The sequence below is a fragment of the uncultured Bacteroides sp. genome (assembly GCF_910585845.1).
Lineage (GTDB): Bacteria > Bacteroidota > Bacteroidia > Bacteroidales > Bacteroidaceae > Bacteroides.
The window spans coordinates 1-19,617 of record NZ_CAJUHF010000031.1 but is presented as its reverse complement, the minus strand read 5'-3'; the positions used below and the strand labels follow the sequence as shown (position 1 = coordinate 19,617).

Below are 19,617 nucleotides of genomic sequence, written 5' to 3'. Positions count from 1 at the left end.
CTTTATGATGGTTTGGGTTCATTATTTCAAGAAAGGGAACAGGTCGTCCATACCCAGATAACCTTCCTTGTCGGCTGTATATTCAGCAGCCAGAACGGCGCCCAGCGCAAAGCCTTTGCGGTTCTTGGCATCGTGGGTCAGGATGATGTTGTCAGCTTCCGATTCGTAACGGATGACGTGAATGCCCGGCACTTCGCCTTCGCGAATAGAACTTACGGGCAGTTCGTCAGCTGCACATTCCGCAGAGCCTGACATACTCCCGTCAGGTGCTTGCAGCGTACCTTTCACCCAACGCTCCTTACGGTCCAGATTCTCAAGTATCTGTTCGGCAAGCGTGATGGCAGTTCCGCTCGGTGCATCCAGCTTGTGGATATGGTGCGTTTCGCTCATCGTCACGTCGTAGGCAGGGAACTGGTTCATGATCTTTGCCAGATACTTGTTGACGGCAGAGAAGATGGCGACGCCCAGGCTGAAGTTAGAAGACCAGAACAAGGTCTTTCCGCCCTTAGCACAGAGCTCTTTGATTTTATCTCCGTGTTCGTTCATCCAGCCCGTACTTCCGGACACGACCTTCACTCCGGCATTGAAAGCCTTCATATAGTTACCGTATGCCACTTGCGGATTGGTGAATTCTATGGCAACATCGGCACTCTTGAATGCCTCCGAGTTGAAGTCTTCCTGATTGTCTACGTCGATAATGCTTACGATCTCATGTCCGCGGCTGAGGGCAATCTTTTCTATCTCCTTGCCCATCTTTCCGTAACCGATTAATGCTATTTTCATTGTTTCCTTTGTTTTTTATTCAGTTTATCAACAAACTATAGGACGCAAAGGTAATGTTTTTCTTACATTTGCGGATAATATTAACGTCTTGTTAACATGGAACAACTGTTACACTACGTCTGGAAGCATAAAATCTTCCCTCTGGAGATGCTTCGGACCACGGCCGGCGACCCGGTTGAAGTGATAGATGCCGGACTGCCGAACAGGAATGCAGGTCCCGACTTCTTCAATGCCAAACTGAAAATAGGCGATACCCGCTGGGTGGGTAACGTCGAGATACATACCTCTTCGTCCGACTGGCTGAAGCACGGGCACAACAAGGATGAGGCTTACAACAACGTCATCCTGCACGTGGCGGAAACCGTAGACTGCGAAGTGTTCCGTGCCAACGGAGAGAAAGTGCCGCAAATGCAACTCTCCTGTCCCGAATCCGTCCTCCGCCGTTACGAAGAGTTGCGCCATACGGAGATTTATCCCCCTTGCTACTCCATACTGCCGTCACTGTCGAAACTAACAGTGCATTCCTGGCTGTCCGCCCTCCAGGTGGAACGCTTCGAGCAGAAAGCCCGTGCCATCACCGAACGGCTGGAGCGTTTCAACCGCAATTGGGAAGATGTCTTCTTCATCACCCTCTCGCGCAACTTCGGCTTCGGACTGAACGGCGATGCTTTCGAGGCTTGGGCAGGTCGTCTTCCTTTCCGTGCGGTGGACAAACATCGCGATGATCTCCTTCAGGTAGAGGCTTTCTTCTTCGGTCAGGCGGGCTTGCTCGACGAGGAACTGCCGGATGCAGACGAGTATTACCGGACGTTGCAACGTGAGTTCCGCTATTTGCAGCATAAGTTCAGTCTGCCCGCTCCTATGCCTGCTTCCCAGTGGCGCTTTCTTCGCCTGCGTCCCGGCAATTTTCCTCATGTCCGCCTGGCACAGTTGGCCAATCTTTACCATAAAGAGCGTTCGCTCTTCTCCCGCATCATGGAGGCGGAGACGCTGGAAGATGTCCGGAAGATACTGGCAGTCTCGACTTCCCCGTACTGGAAAGAGCATTTCACGTTCAGCAAGACTTCCCCCCCGCAGGAAAAGCAGGTAGGAAAGAATGCGCTAAACCTGATTGTGATCAATACGGTTATTCCTTTCCTCTATGCCTATGGCCTGCACAAAGCGAATGAAGTGCTTTGCGAACGCGCCACGCGTTTCCTCGAAAGTCTGAAAGCGGAGGACAACCACATCATCCGTCATTGGAACGGAGCGGGATTGCATGTCTCTACTGCTGCCGACTCGCAGGCTTTGTTGCAGCTCCAGAAAGTGTATTGTGACAGAAAGGATTGCTTACGTTGCCGCTTCGGGTATGAGTTTTTGAAGCAGAAATAACATTATTTGTTATGTCTCATAACAAGTAATGTTATGGAGCATAACAAGTAATGTAACGGAGCATAACAAGTAATGTAATGGAGCATAACTAATAATGTTATGATACCTTCCATTACTTCTTTTGTACGTGATGTATTCTCCGAACCCAAACAACAATCGAAAATAAATGGTTCTTCGTCACTTTTGGGGCAGTTCATGTGTTAAAGCTAGTAAATTTATTGCCTAACAAGGTAATGCTTGTCCTATTGAACATGTGTCTTTTGATAGCTTTAATTTTATTCCCTTAAATAAGCTGGTATAGTCTATAGATAAAGGTGTTTAGTATATTTTACTGCCCCAAAAGTGACGAAGAACCAAATAAATACCATATTTCACCCTCACATCTTTCACCTATCCGTTAATCACATAGAAAACAGCAGCTTATGGTGAAACATCTTATAAAAGGAAGAACTTATTTACCCGTGCTTCCGTCCGTGGTTTATCGCCCCCTTCCACGTTGGTTCCGCGTATTCATCACGGTCTATAGTTGTAGGCATGTACACAAACTTTGTAGTACATACAAACTCTATCAGGCCAAAGCTAAGGTTTGACATGACAATGTTGAGGTTTGGCATGATAATGTTGAGGTTTGGCATGATAATGTTGAGGTTTAGCATGACAATGTTAAGGTTTAGCGACACAAACGTGAACTTTACTTTAGCCACTCCAAAATTCCCGGATACGTGATATTTCAATTCTGCCAAAGAATAAGATAAGATAAGATAGGAATAGAATAAAATATATACTGATTCCATTCCGCCAAAAGGTATATTCCGTATATTTGCAGTCACCAAATTTCAATTATATCCGAGTAATGAATATCTGTTTTTTTAAGTCTATATTGAAATTTAAAGAACTATGCTGAAACTTCAGACTCCCAACAATGAGAACAAAGTATTGCTGCACTCCTGTTGTGCTCCTTGTTCTTCTGCCATCATCGAATGCTTGCTTGCCAACGACATCCGCCCGACCCTGTTCTACTATAACCCCAATATCTACCCCCAAAAGGAGTACGAAATACGGAAAAACGAAGCCATCCGTTACACCCGCGACCTTGGACTTGATTTTATCGACGGCGATTATGACTACCGGCAGTGGCGTTGCTCCATGCAAGGCATGGAAGATGAACCTGAACGTGGTAACCGTTGCCTGCAATGCTTCACCCACCGCCTGACAGAGACCGCCCGTTATGCCTCGGGACATGGTTTCAGCCTGTTCACCACTACCCTCGCCTCTTCCCGTTGGAAAAGCCTCGACCAGATAAACGAAGCAGGACGCCGTGCCGCCGCCCTCTATCCCGGCACCATCTTCTGGGAACAGAACTGGCGAAAAGGAGGATTGCAAGACCGGCGAAACCAGCTCCTTAAAGAATATGGATTCTACAACCAGCAGTATTGCGGATGTGAGTTCAGTATGCGCAGACTCAATCAGCAATAAATCAGCGTCGAAAGATAATCTTCCGCAAACATCTCATTGGCCACTTCCAGCAAGTTTTCCGGAGTGAGTTGTTCGATACGTTCACAGACATCTTCGGGATCCTCGTATTTATCATAATGCAGGAATATCTTCGCCATGCTGAGCGCATTGTTTTCATTGTTATCCGAAGCCACGCCAATCTGTCCTATCAGTTGCTTCTTCGCTGCGGCAAGCTGCATTGAGGTCATCTTGACATCGCGCATCCGTTTCAACTCCTTCATCAACAGCCCGATACAAGTATCCACATCCTTCTGGTCGCAACCAAAATAGGTACAGAAGACTCCGGTATCCGTATAGGAAGTCAAATTGGACTCTACATTGTAAACCAGACCGCGGCGCTCGCGCAAGGCAAGGTTCAGACGGCTATTCATGCCGGGACCGCCAAGGATATTGTTCAGCAGATAAAGTGCGGTACGCTTGTCATCGTGTGCATCATACCCCCGGCTACCTATCATCACATGGGCCTGATGGGTATCTTTATGCACGACAAGCCTTTCAGGGACATAAAGGGGCGGAGGCGTACGGCGATTGTCGACCGACACAGCGGGCACGTCGGCAAGAAGCCTCTTTGCCAAACGGATAATAGGATCGATATCCAAAGTCCCCCATACGAAAAAAATCATATTTCCCGGATGATAGAAACGGGAAGTAAAAGCCGCGGCGTCCTCGCTACGGAAAGTTTTCAGATGTTCAGGATTACCCAGGATGTTACGTCCCAACGGATGTCCGCGGAAAATCATATTCTCGAAATCGTCGAAAATAAGTTCGGAAGGGTTATCTTCGTACGACTGTATTTCATCAATAATCACATCCGTTTCTTTTTCAATCTCACGCTCCGGAAACGTGGAGTGAAATACAATATCTACCAGTAACTCGAACGCACGTCCTAAATGCTCATTTAGAAATGCCGAATAGATAACGGTCTCTTCCTTATTGGTATAAGCATTCAGGTCGCCACCCACATTTTCCATGCGGTTGAGTATGTGCCAAGCTTTCCGTTTCCGGGTTCCCTTGAAGATAAGGTGTTCTACGAAATGCGCCATGCCCTGTTCATGATCCAGTTCGTCACGCGTGCCCGCATCAACAGCAAAGCCACAATAAGTTACGTCCGAAAGGCTCGGATAATGAATGATGCGCAAACCATTGGCAAGTGTATGCAGATTAGGTCTCCCGTAGGGGAGAATTTTGGGTTTCTTTGTCATATCTGAATTTTTAAAAGTGATTGAGAGTGCAAATATAGTGGAAATAGCATACCTTGTTCTCTTATCTGTATGAAAAAGTGATGGAAAATGCAACTTATCTTATTTAAAGAGAGCAAGAACGGGGTTTACAGAAAATTGAAATTGACTTTAAAGAAAGTGGGAACTGACTTTAAAGAAAGCGGAAACTGATGAATCTTGTCCCTATTTGCCTCCAAAAAAAATACAATAAAACCTATTGCCATTTATGGAAAATTACAGATATTTGTAGGCTATAACCTAACTACTAACAAAAATAGTATAATGATTGCATCCATTCAAGAGCTTTTGCAGAAAGAGGCGCAAGCCGTGTTGAACATCCCCATAACGGATGCCTACGAACGTGCTGTAGGACTTATCGTAGAACAAATCCACCACCGGAAAGGCAAGCTGGTGACTTCGGGCATGGGAAAAGCTGGTCAAATCGCCATGAACATCGCCACGACATTTTGCTCTACGGGCATCCCGTCCGTATTTCTGCATCCCAGCGAAGCGCAACACGGAGATTTGGGTATCTTGCAGGAGAATGACCTGTTGTTGCTGATATCCAACTCCGGGAAGACACGTGAGATCGTAGAACTCACGCAGTTGGCCCGCAATTTGAATCCTGACCTCAAGTTTATTGTTATCACCGGAAATCCGAATAGTCCGCTGGCCGACGAATCAGACGTATGCCTCAGCACCGGAAAACCGGATGAAGTATGTGCACTGGGTATGACCCCCACCACTTCGACCACTGTCATGACGGTCATTGGCGATATTCTTGTTGTGCAAGTAATGAAAAAGACCGGATTTACCATCGAAGACTACTCCAAACGTCACCACGGCGGTTATCTGGGTGAAAAATCAAGAAAATTATGCGAAAAGTAATCGGTATTGGCGAAACCATTCTCGACATCATCTTCCGCAACGGACAGCCGACTGCTGCCGTACCGGGTGGTTCAGTATTCAACGGTATCGTGTCATTGGCACGAGCCGGAGTTCCCGTAAGTTTCATCAGTGAAACAGGTAACGACTGGGTGGGTAACACCATCTTGCAATTCATGCAGGAAAGTGGTATGTCTACCGACCATGTCAACGTGTTTCCCGACGGCAAATCGCCCGTGTCGCTGGCACACCTCAACGAACAGGGCGATGCGGAATACATTTTTTATAAGGATTATCCCAAGCAACGTCTGGATGTAGCTTATCCGAAGTTGGAGGAAGATGACATTGTGGTCTTCGGTTCCTACTTCGCCTTGAATCCGGTGTTGCGCGACAAAGTGCTGGAACTGCTGGAGCAGGCGCGCGACAAGAGAGCCATTGTCTATTACGATCCGAACTTCCGCTCCTCGCACAAGAACGAGGCACTGAAGCTGGCTCCTACCATTATCGAAAACCTGGAGTATGCCGACATTGTGCGGGGTTCTGTCGAAGATTTCTTCTATATGTATAATCAGAAGGATGTGGACAAATTGTATAAAGACAAAATCCACTTCTATTGCCCTAACTTTCTCTGTACTGCCGGTGCCAAAGAAATCTCGTTGCGCACGGACAGTGTCGTCAAAGACTATCCGGTCGCTCCGTTGGAAGCAGTCAGCACCATCGGCGCAGGCGACAATTTCAACGCCGGCATTATCTATGGATTGTTGAAATACGACGTGCGATACCGTGATTTGGGCAGAGTGGATGAAGCGACATGGGACAAGATCATCCGTTGCGGAACCGAATTTGCGGCAGATGTGTGCCGAAGTTTCAACAACTCCGTATCGATGGAATTTGCCCGGCAATTGCCTCGCATTAACTAAATCCCCGTTAAAGGAGAAAAAACTCTGTGAAACTCTACGGCCGAGAGTGACGAAAGTCAGCAGAATACATATCTTTGCAGTATATGCCAGATAATCAAACTATGTATCGAAATCTGTTGAATTTGCTAACATGCATGTTGCTGCTGCCCGCTTGCAGCGGCACGACGCCTCACATTTCTGTCGTTTGCGAAGAGAACAACGTAGGAAACAGTATCGTGAAATGGGAAATTACGCCCCTCATCCAAGGGGGCGTAAAAGTATATGCATCGACCGATCCTGACAATATCCCCGAAAGTTCGCCCGTAGCTATGGCAAACATAGCCGACCAGCGCATGACAATTGTCACCACCGACCCGGCACGACGTTACTACTATATGCTGGTATTCAACGACAAGTATCGTGTAAAGCTGGCTACCCGTAATGTCAATATTCCCGGCATACAAAACTTCCGCGACTTGGGCGGATATCCGTCATATCCCACCAAGAAACGGGTGCGTTGGGGCATGCTCTACCGATCGGCGCAAATAGACAGTCTGGAATACTATTCGCGCAGAGAACTGAAGAACATCGGCATCAAGACGATAATCGATCTCCGGTCGGAATCGGAACTGAAGGACCGCGCCACACTGCAACCGGGATTTAACGTCGTCCATATCCCCATTAAAGCGGGAGACATGGAAGACATCCTGCAAGGAATCCAAGAGCAAACGATAAAGAGCGACACCGTCTACCGCATGGTGGAACGAATCAACCGCGAATTAGTGACGAACTACCGCAAAGAGTTCCGGCAGATGTTCGACATCCTGCTGGACAGCGACAACTATCCCGTCGTCATCCATTGCTCGTCCGGCAAAGGACGTACCGGCATTGCCGCAGCACTGATATTGGCTTCGCTCCGCGTGAACGACGACATCATTATGGAGGATTACCGCCTCAGCAACGATTACTTCAACATCCCCAGCGCTTCCCGATACGCCTACAACCTGCCTGCACGCTCGCAAGAAGCCATCACCACCATCTACTCGGCAAGGGAAGACTTCCTGAACGCCGCCAAAGAGGAGATAGAGCGTACGTACGGCGATATGGATACTTATCTGCAAATGGCCATCGGACTGAGTAAAGAAGAGATAAAGAAATTGCAGAAAATCCTGCTGGTGAAGAACGATTAGGAGCCAAGTCTGCTGTGTATCTCAGCATTTATTCCTATCTTTGCGCCCTAAATATAAAAGAGATACAAAGATTTAATGAAGAATTTTGAAGAGCTCGGTGTGTCGCCGGAGATACGCCGCGCCATTGAAGAAATGGGATATGAGAATCCCATGCCGGTGCAAGAGGAAGTAATCCCCTACCTTTTGGGTGAAAATAACGATATCGTAGCACTTGCACAGACAGGAACAGGAAAGACCGCAGCATTCGGACTACCGCTTATCCAGAAGATAGACGTAAAACAACGGATTCCACAGTCGCTTATACTTTGTCCTACACGTGAACTCTGCTTACAGATAGCAGGCGACCTGAGTGATTATTCCAAATACATCGCCGGTCTGCGGGTATTGCCCGTATATGGCGGTTCGTCCATCGACAGCCAGATACGCGCACTAAAACAAGGCGTGCATATCATTGTAGCCACTCCCGGACGATTGATTGACCTGATGGAACGAAAAACCGTGTCGCTCGCCACCATACAGAACGTAGTAATGGACGAGGCCGACGAGATGCTCAATATGGGATTCACCGACAGCATCAACGCCATCCTTGCCGACGTGCCGCAGGAACGCAACACGTTGCTGTTCTCCGCCACGATGAGTCCGGAGATAGCACGCATCTCCAAGAAATACCTCCGCAATGCAAAAGAAATCACCATTGGCCGGAAGAACGAAGGTACCAGCAACGTGAAACACGTAGCTTTCTGCGTTCATGCCAAAGACAAATATGCGGCACTGAAACGCATCGTGGATTATTATCCGCAGATATATGGCATTATCTTCTGCCGTACACGCAAGGAGACACAAGAGATTGCCGACAAGCTGATGCAGGAAGGATACAACGCCGACTCACTGCATGGCGAGCTGAGTCAGGCGCAGCGTGACGCCGTAATGCAGAAATTCCGCATCCGAAACCTGCAAATATTGGTTGCCACGGACGTTGCCGCACGCGGTTTGGACGTGGACGACCTGACACACGTCATCAACTATGGCCTGCCTGACGACACCGAAAGCTACACCCACCGTAGCGGACGTACGGGACGAGCCGGAAAGACGGGTACCTCCATCGCCATCATCAACCTGCGCGAGAAGGGGAAGATGCGCGAAATAGAACGTACCATCGGCAAGAAGTTCGAACAGGGAACAATGCCCACCGGCAAGCAAATCTGCGAAAAGCAACTGCTGAAGGTGATCGACGACCTGGAGAAAGTGAAAGTGAACGAAGAGGAAATTGCCGACTTCATGCCCGACATTTACCGCAAACTGGACTGGTTGTCGAAAGAGGACCTGATCAAGCGTATGGTTTCGCACGAGTTCAACCGGTTTCTGGATTATTACCGCGACCGCGAAGACATCGAGATACCTGCCGACAGCCGCGCCGAACGCCAAAACGGCAGCAACCGGAAAGGCAGCAATGCCAACGCCCGAAAAGCGGAACCGGGTTATACTCGTCTTTTCATCAACCTGGGCAAGATAGACAACTTCTTCCCGCACGAACTGATCACCCTGCTGAACAACAATACCCGTGGAAGAGTGGACTTGGGCCGTATCGACCTGATGAAGAACTTCTCATTCTTCGAAGTGGACGAGAAGGAAGCGAAAAACGTCGTGAAATCACTGAAACGTGCCACTTGGAACGGACGCAAAGTCAACGTCGAGATTGCCGGCGAAGAAAGTAAGGAGGCTACTACCCAAGGAAAACGCAGAAACGATAGCAGAAACGACAATGGTAGCCACGGCAAAAAGGAAAAGAACAACTCCAAAAGCACTCCTGCCGAAAAGAAAAAGAACAAACCGAGCCGTGCAGAACGGGGATATACCCATGCACGCGGCAGAAAAGACGACTGGAAACAGTTCTTCCAAGGAAACAACAAGGAGTTCCGCGACAATGAACCCGACTTCACCGAAGAAGGATGGGCCAAACGGATTTCCAAGAAGAAATAACAGCACAGATAACATCCCGCAGAAGAAGCAAAATCATCTCGTGGGATGAAAAAAATAGTCTCATGAGATGAATTTATTCGTCTCACGAGATAAAAAAACCGTCCCACGAGACAAATTTATTCGTTTCGTGGGACGGTTTTTATGATCTTATCGCATTGTTTTGGCAAACCCTATATCAGAACAATAGAAGCTACCTGCAAAACGCGATATAACAGCATTTTACTTTATTTACCTAAAAGTACTCGGCAAATCTCTTCCGCAATCAGTTTCGCCCCGTCCGCATCAGGATGTACGCCATCTTTCTGGAAACATTCACTATGCCCCGATACTACGGTATAGATGTCAATCAGTTCCATATTTCTCTCCTTAACCACCTCTTTTAAAACAGGAATGACACCTCCCGAAACAACCTCGTCAGTAATTCCATAGTTGCACCACTGAAGACTTTACAAGGAGTACACATAAAGACAGCCTGCGTAGAAGACAGCTTTTCGAACTGCTCAATCAGATAATTGGTGTCATCCTTAAACTCCCCCTTATGCCCATCCCAGTTCATAGGTTTCGTATCGTTAGTACCCAGTTTGACAACTACAATATCCGGTTCAAAGTCGATAGCCTTTGTGTACTCAGCCTGTTTCACATAAGGTCTGTCACCATTTCTCAACATAGTGGCACCACTCTTACCGAAATTGCCTACATCGAATCCTTCGCCCAACATATTACTCAGGTTGCGCCGGATAACAGTCTTTCACCCGATTGGACAACATGGAACCAAATGTGATGCTATTGCCAACACAAGCCACTTTGACCGTTTCCTTTATCTTTAATGAGAAATTCTGTTTAGCCACGATGTTGTTGTTGGTTGCAGTAATCTCAATTTCGTCGGTTTGTACGGCAGACACTTTGGGAGTCGTCCCTGACAGGAGAGCCGTTCCGTCGCCATTATCCTTCAGGGTCAACCAAGAAGGTAATTTTTCCGCTTTGATTTGCGTGTCTCCATCAGCCTCTTCTACAGTTGTCCTGATCGTGTAATTGAATGCATATCCACTGGGAAGCAGCACCGGTACACTCACAGGAACGATGCTGACGACAGTCGGTTTGGGCGTGTATGAAACATTCAGCTTGAATGACTGGATATCTTACGCACCGTTGTTTGTCGCACGGATGACAATGTCCGAAGTGGAAGCGGAAGCCGGAGCCACACCTTCTATCTCTGCCATACCATTACCGGCATCACTGAACGTGACCCATTCGGGTACTCCCGTAGCCGTAATGACAATAGGGCCATCCGGATTAACCGCTTTCGTAGTAATCATATAATAATAAGATTTCTTCCCCTCTACAGCAGTAACCGGAGTGGAAGTAATTGAAATAGTAGTTTCCGACTGTAATCCGTAGTGAATCGGATACCCCTCTTACTTATACTTCTTTCTAAAATCATTTGTCTGTATTGCCAGAAGTGTCTACTATTCGCCGAACTTCAGTTCTCTGACCAGATGCTCCGCCTTTCCGTACTTCTCCATCATAAACAAAATGTAACGCACATCCACTCCGATGGTACGTTGCATGTTCGGATCATAAAGGATATCGCTACTCATGGCCTCCCAATTACCATCGAACGCCAGTCCTAAGAGTTCGCCTTTATCATTGAACATGGCACTGCCCGAATTACCTCCGGTAATGTCATTGTTAGAAATGAAGCAGACCTTCATTTCGCCCTTTTCATCGGCATATTTGCCGAAATCACCGGACGAAAGCAAAGAAAGAATCTCCGGCTGTACTTCAAAATCCACATCACCGGCATGTGCCCTTACTTTCTCCAAAATGCCTTTGGTTGTAGTGTAATAATCATATTCCGCTCCATCGAAAGGCGTATATCCGCATACTGTACCAAAGCTCAGACGCATCGTAGAATTGGCATCGGGATAGAAGTTGCGTGAGGCATACATCCTCCGGATAGCGCTGTTCAGCAAACGTTCCCCTTTGGTTATCTCCGAAGTTGGCAGCTGCATCTGCATATTCATGTCGAACAGCATCGTCAACATATCTATCCCCAACGAGATGGCAGGGTCTTCTAAAATATGAAAAGTGGTATCCTGTTCGAGGAAACGTTTCAAACCACGGGTAGTAACCAGTTCGGAATGAGCATACAGGCTGTCTACGTATGCCTTCTCACTTCCATTATATTGTTGCGCTATGGTACGATAAATGTCCGGAAGGAAAGTGTCGTCATCCACCTTCGAACGGTATTCCTTCAATACTGCAACGAATACCTCTTTATCAATCTCCAAATCCAAGTTGGAATACTGCTCCACAATGTTCTTCAGACCGGCTATCACATTCTTCTCTTCACCCTCAAAGTCAAAGTTCAAGATTTTCAAGGCTATCTGTATCAGTTCCGGGGCATATAGGAACGACTCGACAAAATAAGCCTGAGCGCGATTCACAGCCCGGCGATTCTTATAATTCAGTTCCAAGTCTGTGAACAACTGAAGCAACGTCTCACGCTCTGCCGGATTCTGCTGTATCCAGCGACGGACTTCCTGCTCCATTTCGCGCTTCTTCTCCAAAATGCCCAGTTTACGGATGGCACGGTTCATCCCGATACTGTTCTTCCAATAATTGGAACTTTCATCGTATTTGGAGGCATACTTGATGCGCACACTGTCATTGGAATCCATCTCACGCTTCCAGATGGCCTGCTTTACACCACGGATATCTATCTGTGCCTGATTGGAGTTATTCATCATCTCTTCGATGCCGTATGAGGAAAGGTAACGCTCCGTACTTCCGGGATAGCCCAGTGTCATACAGAAAGAGCCTTCCTTATAACCGTCCAGAGAGATCGGAGCCACGTATTCCGGATGGTAAGGAACATTGGAAGGAGAATATTCGGCAGGCCGGTTATTACGGTCTGCATAGATACGGAATACACAGAAATCTCCTGTATGCCGAGGCCACATCCAATTGTCCGTATCCCAGCCAAACTTACCGACCGAAGAGGGCGGTGCAAAAACCAGCCGTACGTCGTTGAAATCGCGATAAACGGAAAGCCAAAACTCATTTCCGCCATAATAAGCATCGACAACACCTATCAGCGTAGAATCCTTGCGGGAGACCTCTCCGCCTATCACCATCATCACAGAATCCACCGCGCTGGAACGTTCCATCTCGTTCATCGAAGGTTTGACAGCTCCCAGTACGCGCTTCGTCACATCTTCCGTGCGCAACAGGAAACGGACATAAAGTTCCGGATTCGGAAGCTCTTCCTCACGGCTACGCGCCACAAAACCGTTCTTCAGATAATCGTGTTCCACTGACGAATGTTGCTGCACACTACTGAAACCACAATGATGGTTAGTAAACACCAACCCATCCTCGGACACGACCACACCGGAACAGAAACCTCCGAAACTGACCACCGCATCTTTGAGAGAAGGGCGTTTCGGACTATATAGTTTATCGGCAGGCATCTGCAAACCAAGTTCTTTCATTGTCTTGCGGGTCTGTTTGTTCAGGTTACCCAGCATCCACATACCTTCGTCTGCCCGCCCTGTCCATGTGCAGAAGCAACAAACTGCAATCAGGATATACTTTAGCTTCATACTCTTTCAGATTTTCGTCATTATTCTGCTATCAATCTCAACCGTTTCGCCCCTGTCCGTGCTTTTAGCCACTCGGTGATTTTCTCTTTCTCCTGCACACCGGGATGCTTGCCGAATTTCAGTACAGCAAGCGTAATGGTATCCTGCCGTACCGAATCGACCGACAGTTCTATCGCATGGGATAGGGAGATCGTCTTCACCGACGGATAGAGCACCTTCAGTTCGGGAACGATAGTCCTTCCCAATTCGTCAAAAGACTTATATTTCGCGAGGCTCTGCTCCAAGGAAGCGATTTTCTGCGTCTGCTCCATCAGGCGTTCCTCACTGTTCTTGTAGAAGTCTTCCATCACCATAGCGCGAATGGAAGAGATGTCCAACGACTCATTGTTCATACCCTGGAGGATGGTCAGTTTCGTTTCACCCAGCTTATAGTCTTTCATCTTCGCCCGGGCAATGGCAATGGAAGCTTCGGGTACCTCCTGTCCTATCAAGACAATGCGTATCTCGTTATCTTTGGTACCGCGATAATAGATCTTCTTATCCAGCACTTGCGTATTCTCAAAAGAGAGCTGTTCGGCAACAAACCGGTTGGCGGCACCTTCATAGAAGGTACCTTGGATGATGCCTATGGTCAGATAGACAGCCGGACACATCGTAAGCACCGCAATGAGTACGATGTATTGGCGTACTTTCTTCTCCCGCTTTTTGTCTACAAACTCCTTGCGCTGAAAATGCATCACGCGCACTCCGACAAACGTGGCAAGACTGATGAATACCGAATTGATAAAATAGAGATAGAAAGCCCCGAGAAAATAGACCAGATTTCCCGTTGCCAATCCGTAACCTGCCGTACAGAGCGGCGGCATCAATGCCGTAGCGATAGCAACACCGGGAATCACGTTCCCTTTCTCCTTGGTAGAGAGAGCAACCACACCGGCCAAACCACCCATCAGTGCGATGAATACATCATAAATCGTAGGCGAAGTACGTGCCAGCAGCTCCGACTGCCCTTCGGCGACGGGACTTACCAGAAAGAACACAGTGGCCGTGGTCACACTGAACAGCGTCGTGATCAGGAAGCTCTTCAATGAGCGTTTCATCAGTTCAAAGTCGTTCAAGCCGACAGAAAGCCCCACGCCCATGATAGGTCCCATCAACGGAGAGATAAGCATAGCACCGATAATTACGGCAGTCGAATTGACATTCAGCCCCAATGAAGCCATGAATATGGCAAATATCAGAATCCAAAGGTTGGCTCCTTTAAACTCTACTCCTTTACGAATGGACTCTACTGTTTCAAGTTCGTTATCCTTGTCCTTGCGCAGGTCAAGATACTCCTTCAGGAACTTTTTGATAGCAAATGTATTTCTGTTCTTGGAATCCATGATATCTATTATTTAAAATTTAGCGGTTCAGATCGGATTGATTATCTCTTTACCAGTTTGTTGATGACGGGTATCTGGCTGAGCGGCATGTCCCGCTTCACGATATAAGCCACGAAAAGCAGGAGCAACACCGTGCGATATGCCAAACGCAGGTAAATGTTCTCTATTGGTACAAACTCGGCAGCTGCATAAAGCACGGCGGCAAGCAGCACATAACCGCCTATCGCCTTCAGGTCGTACTGGATGGGATACTTCTTCTGTCCCACGAAATAAGACAACAGCATCGCCACACCATATCCGCAGAAGCCAGCCCAAGCGCACGCCATATAGCTGAACTTAGGTATCAGAAGCACATTCATCAGTACCAATACAGTGCACCCTATCAGCGAGAAATAAGCTCCCCAACGCGTCTCGTCAATCAGCTTATACCAGAAGGAGAGATTGAAATAGATGCCCATAAAGATTTCAGCAGCCATGACGATAGGCACTACCCGTAGTCCCGGCCAGTAGTCCCGTCCGATAAGATAGCGCAAGACATCCAAATAGAACATCACTGCCAGGAATGCTAGCAACGTGAAGATGATGAAGAACTTCATGGCCTGTGCATATACCTGCTTATTGTCTTTGTCGCGGCTCTTGCCGAAGACAAACGGTTCGTAAGCATAGCGAAACGCCTGCGTAAGCATTGCCATCACCATAGCAATCTTGCTTGCTGCCCCGTAGATACCGAGTTGCACGGTAGCCCCAGCCTCGTCGGGATAGACAAAGGGAAAGATAATCTTATCGGCAACCTGATTGAGAATGCCGGCCACGCCCAGCACAAGCAGCGGCAGGCAATAGGCAAGCATCCGGCGCAGCAGCTTACGGTCCAGCACATAGGCAAAACCGCGTAACTCCGGAATCAGGCAAAGCATAATGGTAGAAGTACATATCAGATTGAAGAGGAAAGCATACGCCACGTCGTCACCCTTCAGCCAGACATAATAAATCAGGTTCAGAGTGATGTTCAGGAAGATGAACAGCAGTTTGAGTGCCGCAAACTTGATGGGGCGTTTCTTGTAGCGCAGATAGGCGAAAGGAATACTCTGGATGGCATCCATCGCCACCACTATCATCATCATGCCTATGTACCAAGGATGCTCTCCATATTCCAGCCAATCGGCAATGGGCTGGAGGAACAGCAATCCTAATGTAAGAAATGTCAATGCACCGATACCGACACTGAGCAACGTCGTAGAATAGACCCGCATCGGATCATCCTCTCCTTTATTGGCAAAGCGGAAAAAGCCGGTCTCCATGCCGCACGTCAGCAGCACAAGCAACAGGGCTACCCACGCATAAATGTTTGTCACAACACCATACCCGCCCGACTGTGCCGACAGGGCAGTGGTATACACGGGCACCAACAGATAATTCAGAAAACGTCCTACAATACTGCTCAGCCCGTAAATGGCAGTATCCTTTGCCAAAGATTTCAGTCCCGCCATATTATCAATGATTAGGCCTTATCCATTCATAAAGTTGGTTCTTGTCTATAGTCTGACGATTCACATAGTAGGTCTCGTCGCAGCCGTTCAGCACAATCTGGTCGGCAGTATGGGAAACATACGACCAATAGATGCTGCCGTCCGGGCTGAAATTGCAACCATCGGCCTTGAATGCGCCCATATCCACCTCCAAGTCTCCCAATACGACATCCTTGTTGTCCGGCACAAAATGAATGGTATTCTCACCCGTATTGGGGTTCTTCATCACCCGGATGTTCTGGAAGAAGAGCGTACCTTTAGGAGTATTGGCAATCCTTGCCGCACGCACATAGTACATCCCGTTCACAATGTAATAGATAAACATGTTTTCGGAAGTATTTGCTTCCACTAAAATGCTGTTTGTCTCCACATCGAAACCGGCTGTCACTCCACACCGCCACTCCGTGAGGCAGTCGGCTACAGATGACACATCGGTAAGGGACGGCATATCGTATGGGGGGCAAGTCGTTACTTCCTCCGCCTTGGTCAGGCTCTTTCCATTGACTATGATCGTGTTTCCTGTAGCTTCCCCTACCTGAAATTCAGCAGGTATCGGACTGCGAAGCACTGTGTCACGCTTGAAAAAAGCGTAATCTTCTGCCAAGCCCTTTACCTTTACCACGCCCAGTACCGTACTGTCCGGTTGTCTCTCAAAATAGAGCATCACGCTGTCCGTAAGCAGCAGTTCCGCATCATTGCTCACCCATACACCTGTCTGCGAGCGAGTCGTTGTATGCGAAGTATGGTTACAAGCAAGGAACATACTCACACATAACCCTAAAACCAAAAGTTTCTTCATAAAATCTCAACTGTTTACTTATTCCTAATCCTTCCACTAAAACCATGCCGACCACTAAAACCATGCCGACTCTCCTTCTTACCACTCTTTGCCACTGAACAGTCCTCCCTGTCCACTATTGCCGTACAAGTTCCTGCCCAGATGCTTATAGGCCAATTCCGTCACTTCGCGTCCGCGGGGAGTGCGTTTCAGAAATCCTTCCTTTATCAGGAACGGTTCGTACACCTCCTCTATCGTACCGGCGTCCTCGCCCAAAGCCGTAGCAATGGTGGTCAATCCCACCGGACCGCCCTTGAACTTGTCGATGATGGTACAAAGTATCTTATTGTCTATCTCGTCAAGGCCATACTTGTCGATGTTCAATGCTTCGAGGGCAAACTGCGCGATCTCCGTATCAATGCTTCCGGAACCTTTCACCTGGGCAAAATCGCGTACACGGCGCAACAACGCATTGGCGATACGCGGCGTACCACGGCTGCGCGAAGCGATTTCCGTTGCTGCCCTCGTAGAGCAAGGCACGTCGAGAATGCCTGCCGAACGGCGGATGATACCGCTCAGTATATCGTCGTCATAATACTCCAAGTGCAGGTTGATGCCGAAGCGTGCACGCAACGGGGCCGTCAGCAAGCCGCTACGCGTGGTTGCTCCCACCAGTGTAAAAGGATTCAGGTCTATCTGTATGCTCCGTGCCGAAGGCCCTTTATCGATCATGATGTCAATGCGGTAGTCCTCCATGGCGGAATAGAGATACTCCTCCACTACAGGGCTTAACCGGTGTATTTCATCAATGAAAAGCACATCGTTCGGCTCCAGGCTGGTCAGTATGCCCGCCAGGTCGCCCGGTTTGTCGAGCACCGGACCGGAAGTAATCTTGAAGCCTACCCCCAGTTCGTTGGCTATAATGTTGGAAAGTGTAGTCTTTCCCAAGCCCGGAGGCCCGTGAAGCAACACATGATCCAATGCTTCGCCACGCAACCGTGCCGCTTTGACGAAGATGCGCAAATTGTCCACCACCTTATCCTGTCCGCTGAAGTCCTCAAAATTCAGCGGACGAAGGGCGTTCTCAAAGTCACGCTCCTTGCCGGATGCCAGCTGCTGGTTTCGTATATCAAAATCTTCTTGTTCCATCAGTTTACTTATCGCTTATATTCAGCCCTTTGCACAGTCTGCCGGGCTGTCAGTTTCTTCTTTTTCCGCAAAATAACTAATTTATTTTGATATAAGCTCTATTCTACAAGTTTATATTTCCGCAAATAGGATAATACAAAGTTTTTTAGTTTCCTTTGTCAATGCATGATATACAAGTAAAATCAGAAGACATCGTCATACTTCGAGACAAGATTTATACCGTACATGAGGAAAGAAAAACAGAAGACAGGACAGAAGTGTCAAGCCCCGATATCCCCCGTAATCCGAATAGTTTAGACATCTCCATTGGTATCATTTCCCAAGCCATCGGTTGGTCCGAGGAAGAAACCAAATACCACTCTATAACATAAACAAAAAAGAGATACCCAAATCATGTTTCATCTCCGGTATCTCTTTCTTATGGATGGAGCACTTTATTCTGAATTCAGAGCTCGCATGAACATCAACTTACTGCAATCTAAAGTTTACAGACACTACATAACTCACATTGACCGGTTTTCCTTTCACTGTACCAGGCGTCCAACGAGGCATTAAACCGACCCACACGTAGCGCTTCTTTATCCAAGCCGGCATTTATACCCTTCTCGATACGTGCATTATAGACAACACCATCTTTACCTATAATGAATTTCACAAGTACTTTCCCTTGTATCCCATTTTCTGAGCACTCCTTGGGATATTCCATATTCCGAGAGATAAAACGTAGCATTTCTACCGTTCCTCCCGAATATTCAGGCATAACATCCACATTGTCATAAACTTTATCGGCATCAGTATCCTCCTCTTCCACCACATCAACCGGAACGTATTTTACAATCTCATCCTCCTCTTCCGTTTCCATAGAGCCGGATGCCGGTTCTGAATCATCTACAATTTCATGGTCCTCTTCCTTTTCACTATCAAGCACTTTTTTAGAAATATCCCCCATTGCATTTTGAGGAGGAGATGTCATATTCGCCTGGTTCAAATCGGAAACTACACAACCCGTTATTCTTAAAGTAAAAGTAAAGGGTTCCTCACGATGCGGCATCTTCCAAGTGCCTGTAATCTTATCGGCAATAGTTCCCTTTATTTCTTCATTTTCATCATCAATAATGAACTTATCACCGCTGATATACCCATACATACTGTTTTCCGTTTCCGAGCCATTCAGCCCTGAATAGAAGAACAAAACATGCATATCCCCATTAACAAAGAAAGGAAAGGAAACAAAACAATAAAGGCAACCCCATCAATCTCTTCATATATTTCAAAAATCCGTTGGCGGAATTAAAATATGTATCCGGAAATTTTGGAGTGGCTAAAGTTCA

The 19,617-nt window shown here is 47.6% G+C and carries 19 protein-coding genes; 7 read left to right on the top strand and 12 right to left on the bottom strand.

The genetic code is table 11. From position 1 onward, the window contains the following. Nucleotides 1–21 precede the first annotated feature (21 nt). The gene (gene dapB, locus QZ323_RS09745) at nt 22–783 is read right to left on the bottom strand and encodes a 4-hydroxy-tetrahydrodipicolinate reductase (protein WP_294634455.1); all 762 of its coding nucleotides are present in this window, start codon (nt 781–783) and stop codon (nt 22–24) included. 96 nt (nt 784–879) lie between these two features. Here dapB and QZ323_RS09740 point away from each other — a divergent pair, with 96 nt between their 5' ends. Continuing rightward, on the top strand, nt 880–2,154 hold the full coding sequence (locus QZ323_RS09740) for a DUF2851 family protein (RefSeq protein WP_294634454.1): 1,275 nt from the start codon (nt 880–882) through the stop codon (nt 2,152–2,154). An 897-nt stretch (nt 2,155–3,051) separates the two neighbouring features. Beyond that, entirely contained in the window at nt 3,052–3,630 is a 579-nt protein-coding gene (locus QZ323_RS09735; RefSeq protein WP_294634453.1) for an epoxyqueuosine reductase QueH, read from the top strand. Here QZ323_RS09735 and QZ323_RS09730 read toward each other — a convergent pair. Next, the gene (locus QZ323_RS09730) at nt 3,621–4,871 is read right to left on the bottom strand and encodes a pitrilysin family protein (protein ID WP_294634451.1); all 1,251 of its coding nucleotides are present in this window, start codon (nt 4,869–4,871) and stop codon (nt 3,621–3,623) included. The two genes, QZ323_RS09735 and QZ323_RS09730, sit on opposite strands and share 10 nt — an antisense overlap. Before the next feature lie 300 nt (nt 4,872–5,171). On the opposite strand from QZ323_RS09730, the gene QZ323_RS09725 reads away from it, so the two are divergent. The 4 genes from QZ323_RS09725 (at nt 5,172) to QZ323_RS09710 (ending at nt 9,843) form a co-directional block, all read left to right on the top strand. Further along, a complete protein-coding gene (locus QZ323_RS09725) occupies nt 5,172–5,777 on the top strand; it encodes an SIS domain-containing protein (RefSeq protein WP_294634450.1) in 606 nt (201 codons plus the stop codon). After that, entirely contained in the window at nt 5,765–6,694 is a 930-nt protein-coding gene (locus QZ323_RS09720; protein WP_294634449.1) for a carbohydrate kinase, read from the top strand. Before QZ323_RS09725 ends, QZ323_RS09720 begins: the two co-directional genes overlap by 13 nt. Before the next feature lie 101 nt (nt 6,695–6,795). Beyond that, nucleotides 6,796–7,863, top strand: a complete 1,068-nt coding sequence (locus QZ323_RS09715) for a tyrosine-protein phosphatase (RefSeq protein WP_294634447.1) — start codon at nt 6,796–6,798, stop codon at nt 7,861–7,863. 75 nt (nt 7,864–7,938) lie between these two features. Beyond that, complete coding sequence (locus tag QZ323_RS09710) at nt 7,939–9,843, top strand: DEAD/DEAH box helicase (RefSeq protein WP_294634445.1); 1,905 nt, start codon at nt 7,939–7,941, stop codon at nt 9,841–9,843. Nucleotides 9,844–10,067: 224 nt separating this feature from the next. On the opposite strand, the gene QZ323_RS09705 is transcribed toward QZ323_RS09710, so the two are convergent. The 9 genes from QZ323_RS09705 to ruvB form a co-directional block, all read right to left on the bottom strand. Continuing rightward, nucleotides 10,068–10,199, bottom strand: a complete 132-nt coding sequence (locus QZ323_RS09705; RefSeq protein ID WP_294634443.1) for a hypothetical protein — start codon at nt 10,197–10,199, stop codon at nt 10,068–10,070. A gap of 23 nt (nt 10,200–10,222) precedes the next feature. Next, a complete protein-coding gene (locus tag QZ323_RS09700) occupies nt 10,223–10,561 on the bottom strand; it encodes a hypothetical protein (RefSeq protein WP_294634441.1) in 339 nt (112 codons plus the stop codon). Nucleotide 10,562: 1 nt separating this feature from the next. Beyond that, nucleotides 10,563–10,916: a putative Ig domain-containing protein gene (locus QZ323_RS09695; RefSeq protein WP_294634439.1), complete on the bottom strand. Its 354-nt coding sequence runs from the start codon at nt 10,914–10,916 to the stop codon at nt 10,563–10,565. Nucleotides 10,917–10,982: 66 nt separating this feature from the next. Further along, nucleotides 10,983–11,159 carry a hypothetical protein gene (locus QZ323_RS09690; RefSeq protein ID WP_294634438.1) on the bottom strand — a complete coding sequence of 59 codons (177 nt, stop codon included), beginning with the start codon at nt 11,157–11,159 and terminating at the stop codon, nt 10,983–10,985. 150 nt (nt 11,160–11,309) lie between these two features. After that, the gene (locus QZ323_RS09685; RefSeq protein ID WP_294634437.1) at nt 11,310–13,448 is read right to left on the bottom strand and encodes a S46 family peptidase; all 2,139 of its coding nucleotides are present in this window, start codon (nt 13,446–13,448) and stop codon (nt 11,310–11,312) included. A 20-nt stretch (nt 13,449–13,468) separates the two neighbouring features. Continuing rightward, on the bottom strand, nt 13,469–14,833 hold the full coding sequence (locus QZ323_RS09680; RefSeq protein ID WP_294634436.1) for a TIGR00341 family protein: 1,365 nt from the start codon (nt 14,831–14,833) through the stop codon (nt 13,469–13,471). A gap of 41 nt (nt 14,834–14,874) precedes the next feature. Beyond that, nucleotides 14,875–16,320 carry a lipopolysaccharide biosynthesis protein gene (locus tag QZ323_RS09675; protein ID WP_294634435.1) on the bottom strand — a complete coding sequence of 482 codons (1,446 nt, stop codon included), beginning with the start codon at nt 16,318–16,320 and terminating at the stop codon, nt 14,875–14,877. A 4-nt stretch (nt 16,321–16,324) separates the two neighbouring features. Next, on the bottom strand, nt 16,325–17,158 hold the full coding sequence (locus QZ323_RS09670) for a hypothetical protein (protein WP_294634434.1): 834 nt from the start codon (nt 17,156–17,158) through the stop codon (nt 16,325–16,327). Nucleotides 17,159–17,236: 78 nt separating this feature from the next. Beyond that, nucleotides 17,237–18,286, bottom strand: coding sequence for a Holliday junction branch migration DNA helicase RuvB (gene ruvB, locus QZ323_RS09665; protein ID WP_294634432.1), 1,050 nt, complete (start codon nt 18,284–18,286; stop codon nt 17,237–17,239). Nucleotides 18,287–18,447: 161 nt separating this feature from the next. Between ruvB and QZ323_RS09660 the strand changes: the two genes are divergently transcribed. Further along, nucleotides 18,448–18,657 carry a hypothetical protein gene (locus QZ323_RS09660; protein ID WP_294634430.1) on the top strand — a complete coding sequence of 70 codons (210 nt, stop codon included), beginning with the start codon at nt 18,448–18,450 and terminating at the stop codon, nt 18,655–18,657. A 107-nt stretch (nt 18,658–18,764) separates the two neighbouring features. Here the strand turns inward: QZ323_RS09660 and QZ323_RS09655 are convergent, their stop codons facing one another. Beyond that, nucleotides 18,765–19,433: a TonB family protein gene (locus QZ323_RS09655; protein ID WP_294634428.1), complete on the bottom strand. Its 669-nt coding sequence runs from the start codon at nt 19,431–19,433 to the stop codon at nt 18,765–18,767. Nucleotides 19,434–19,617: the final 184 nt, after the last annotated feature.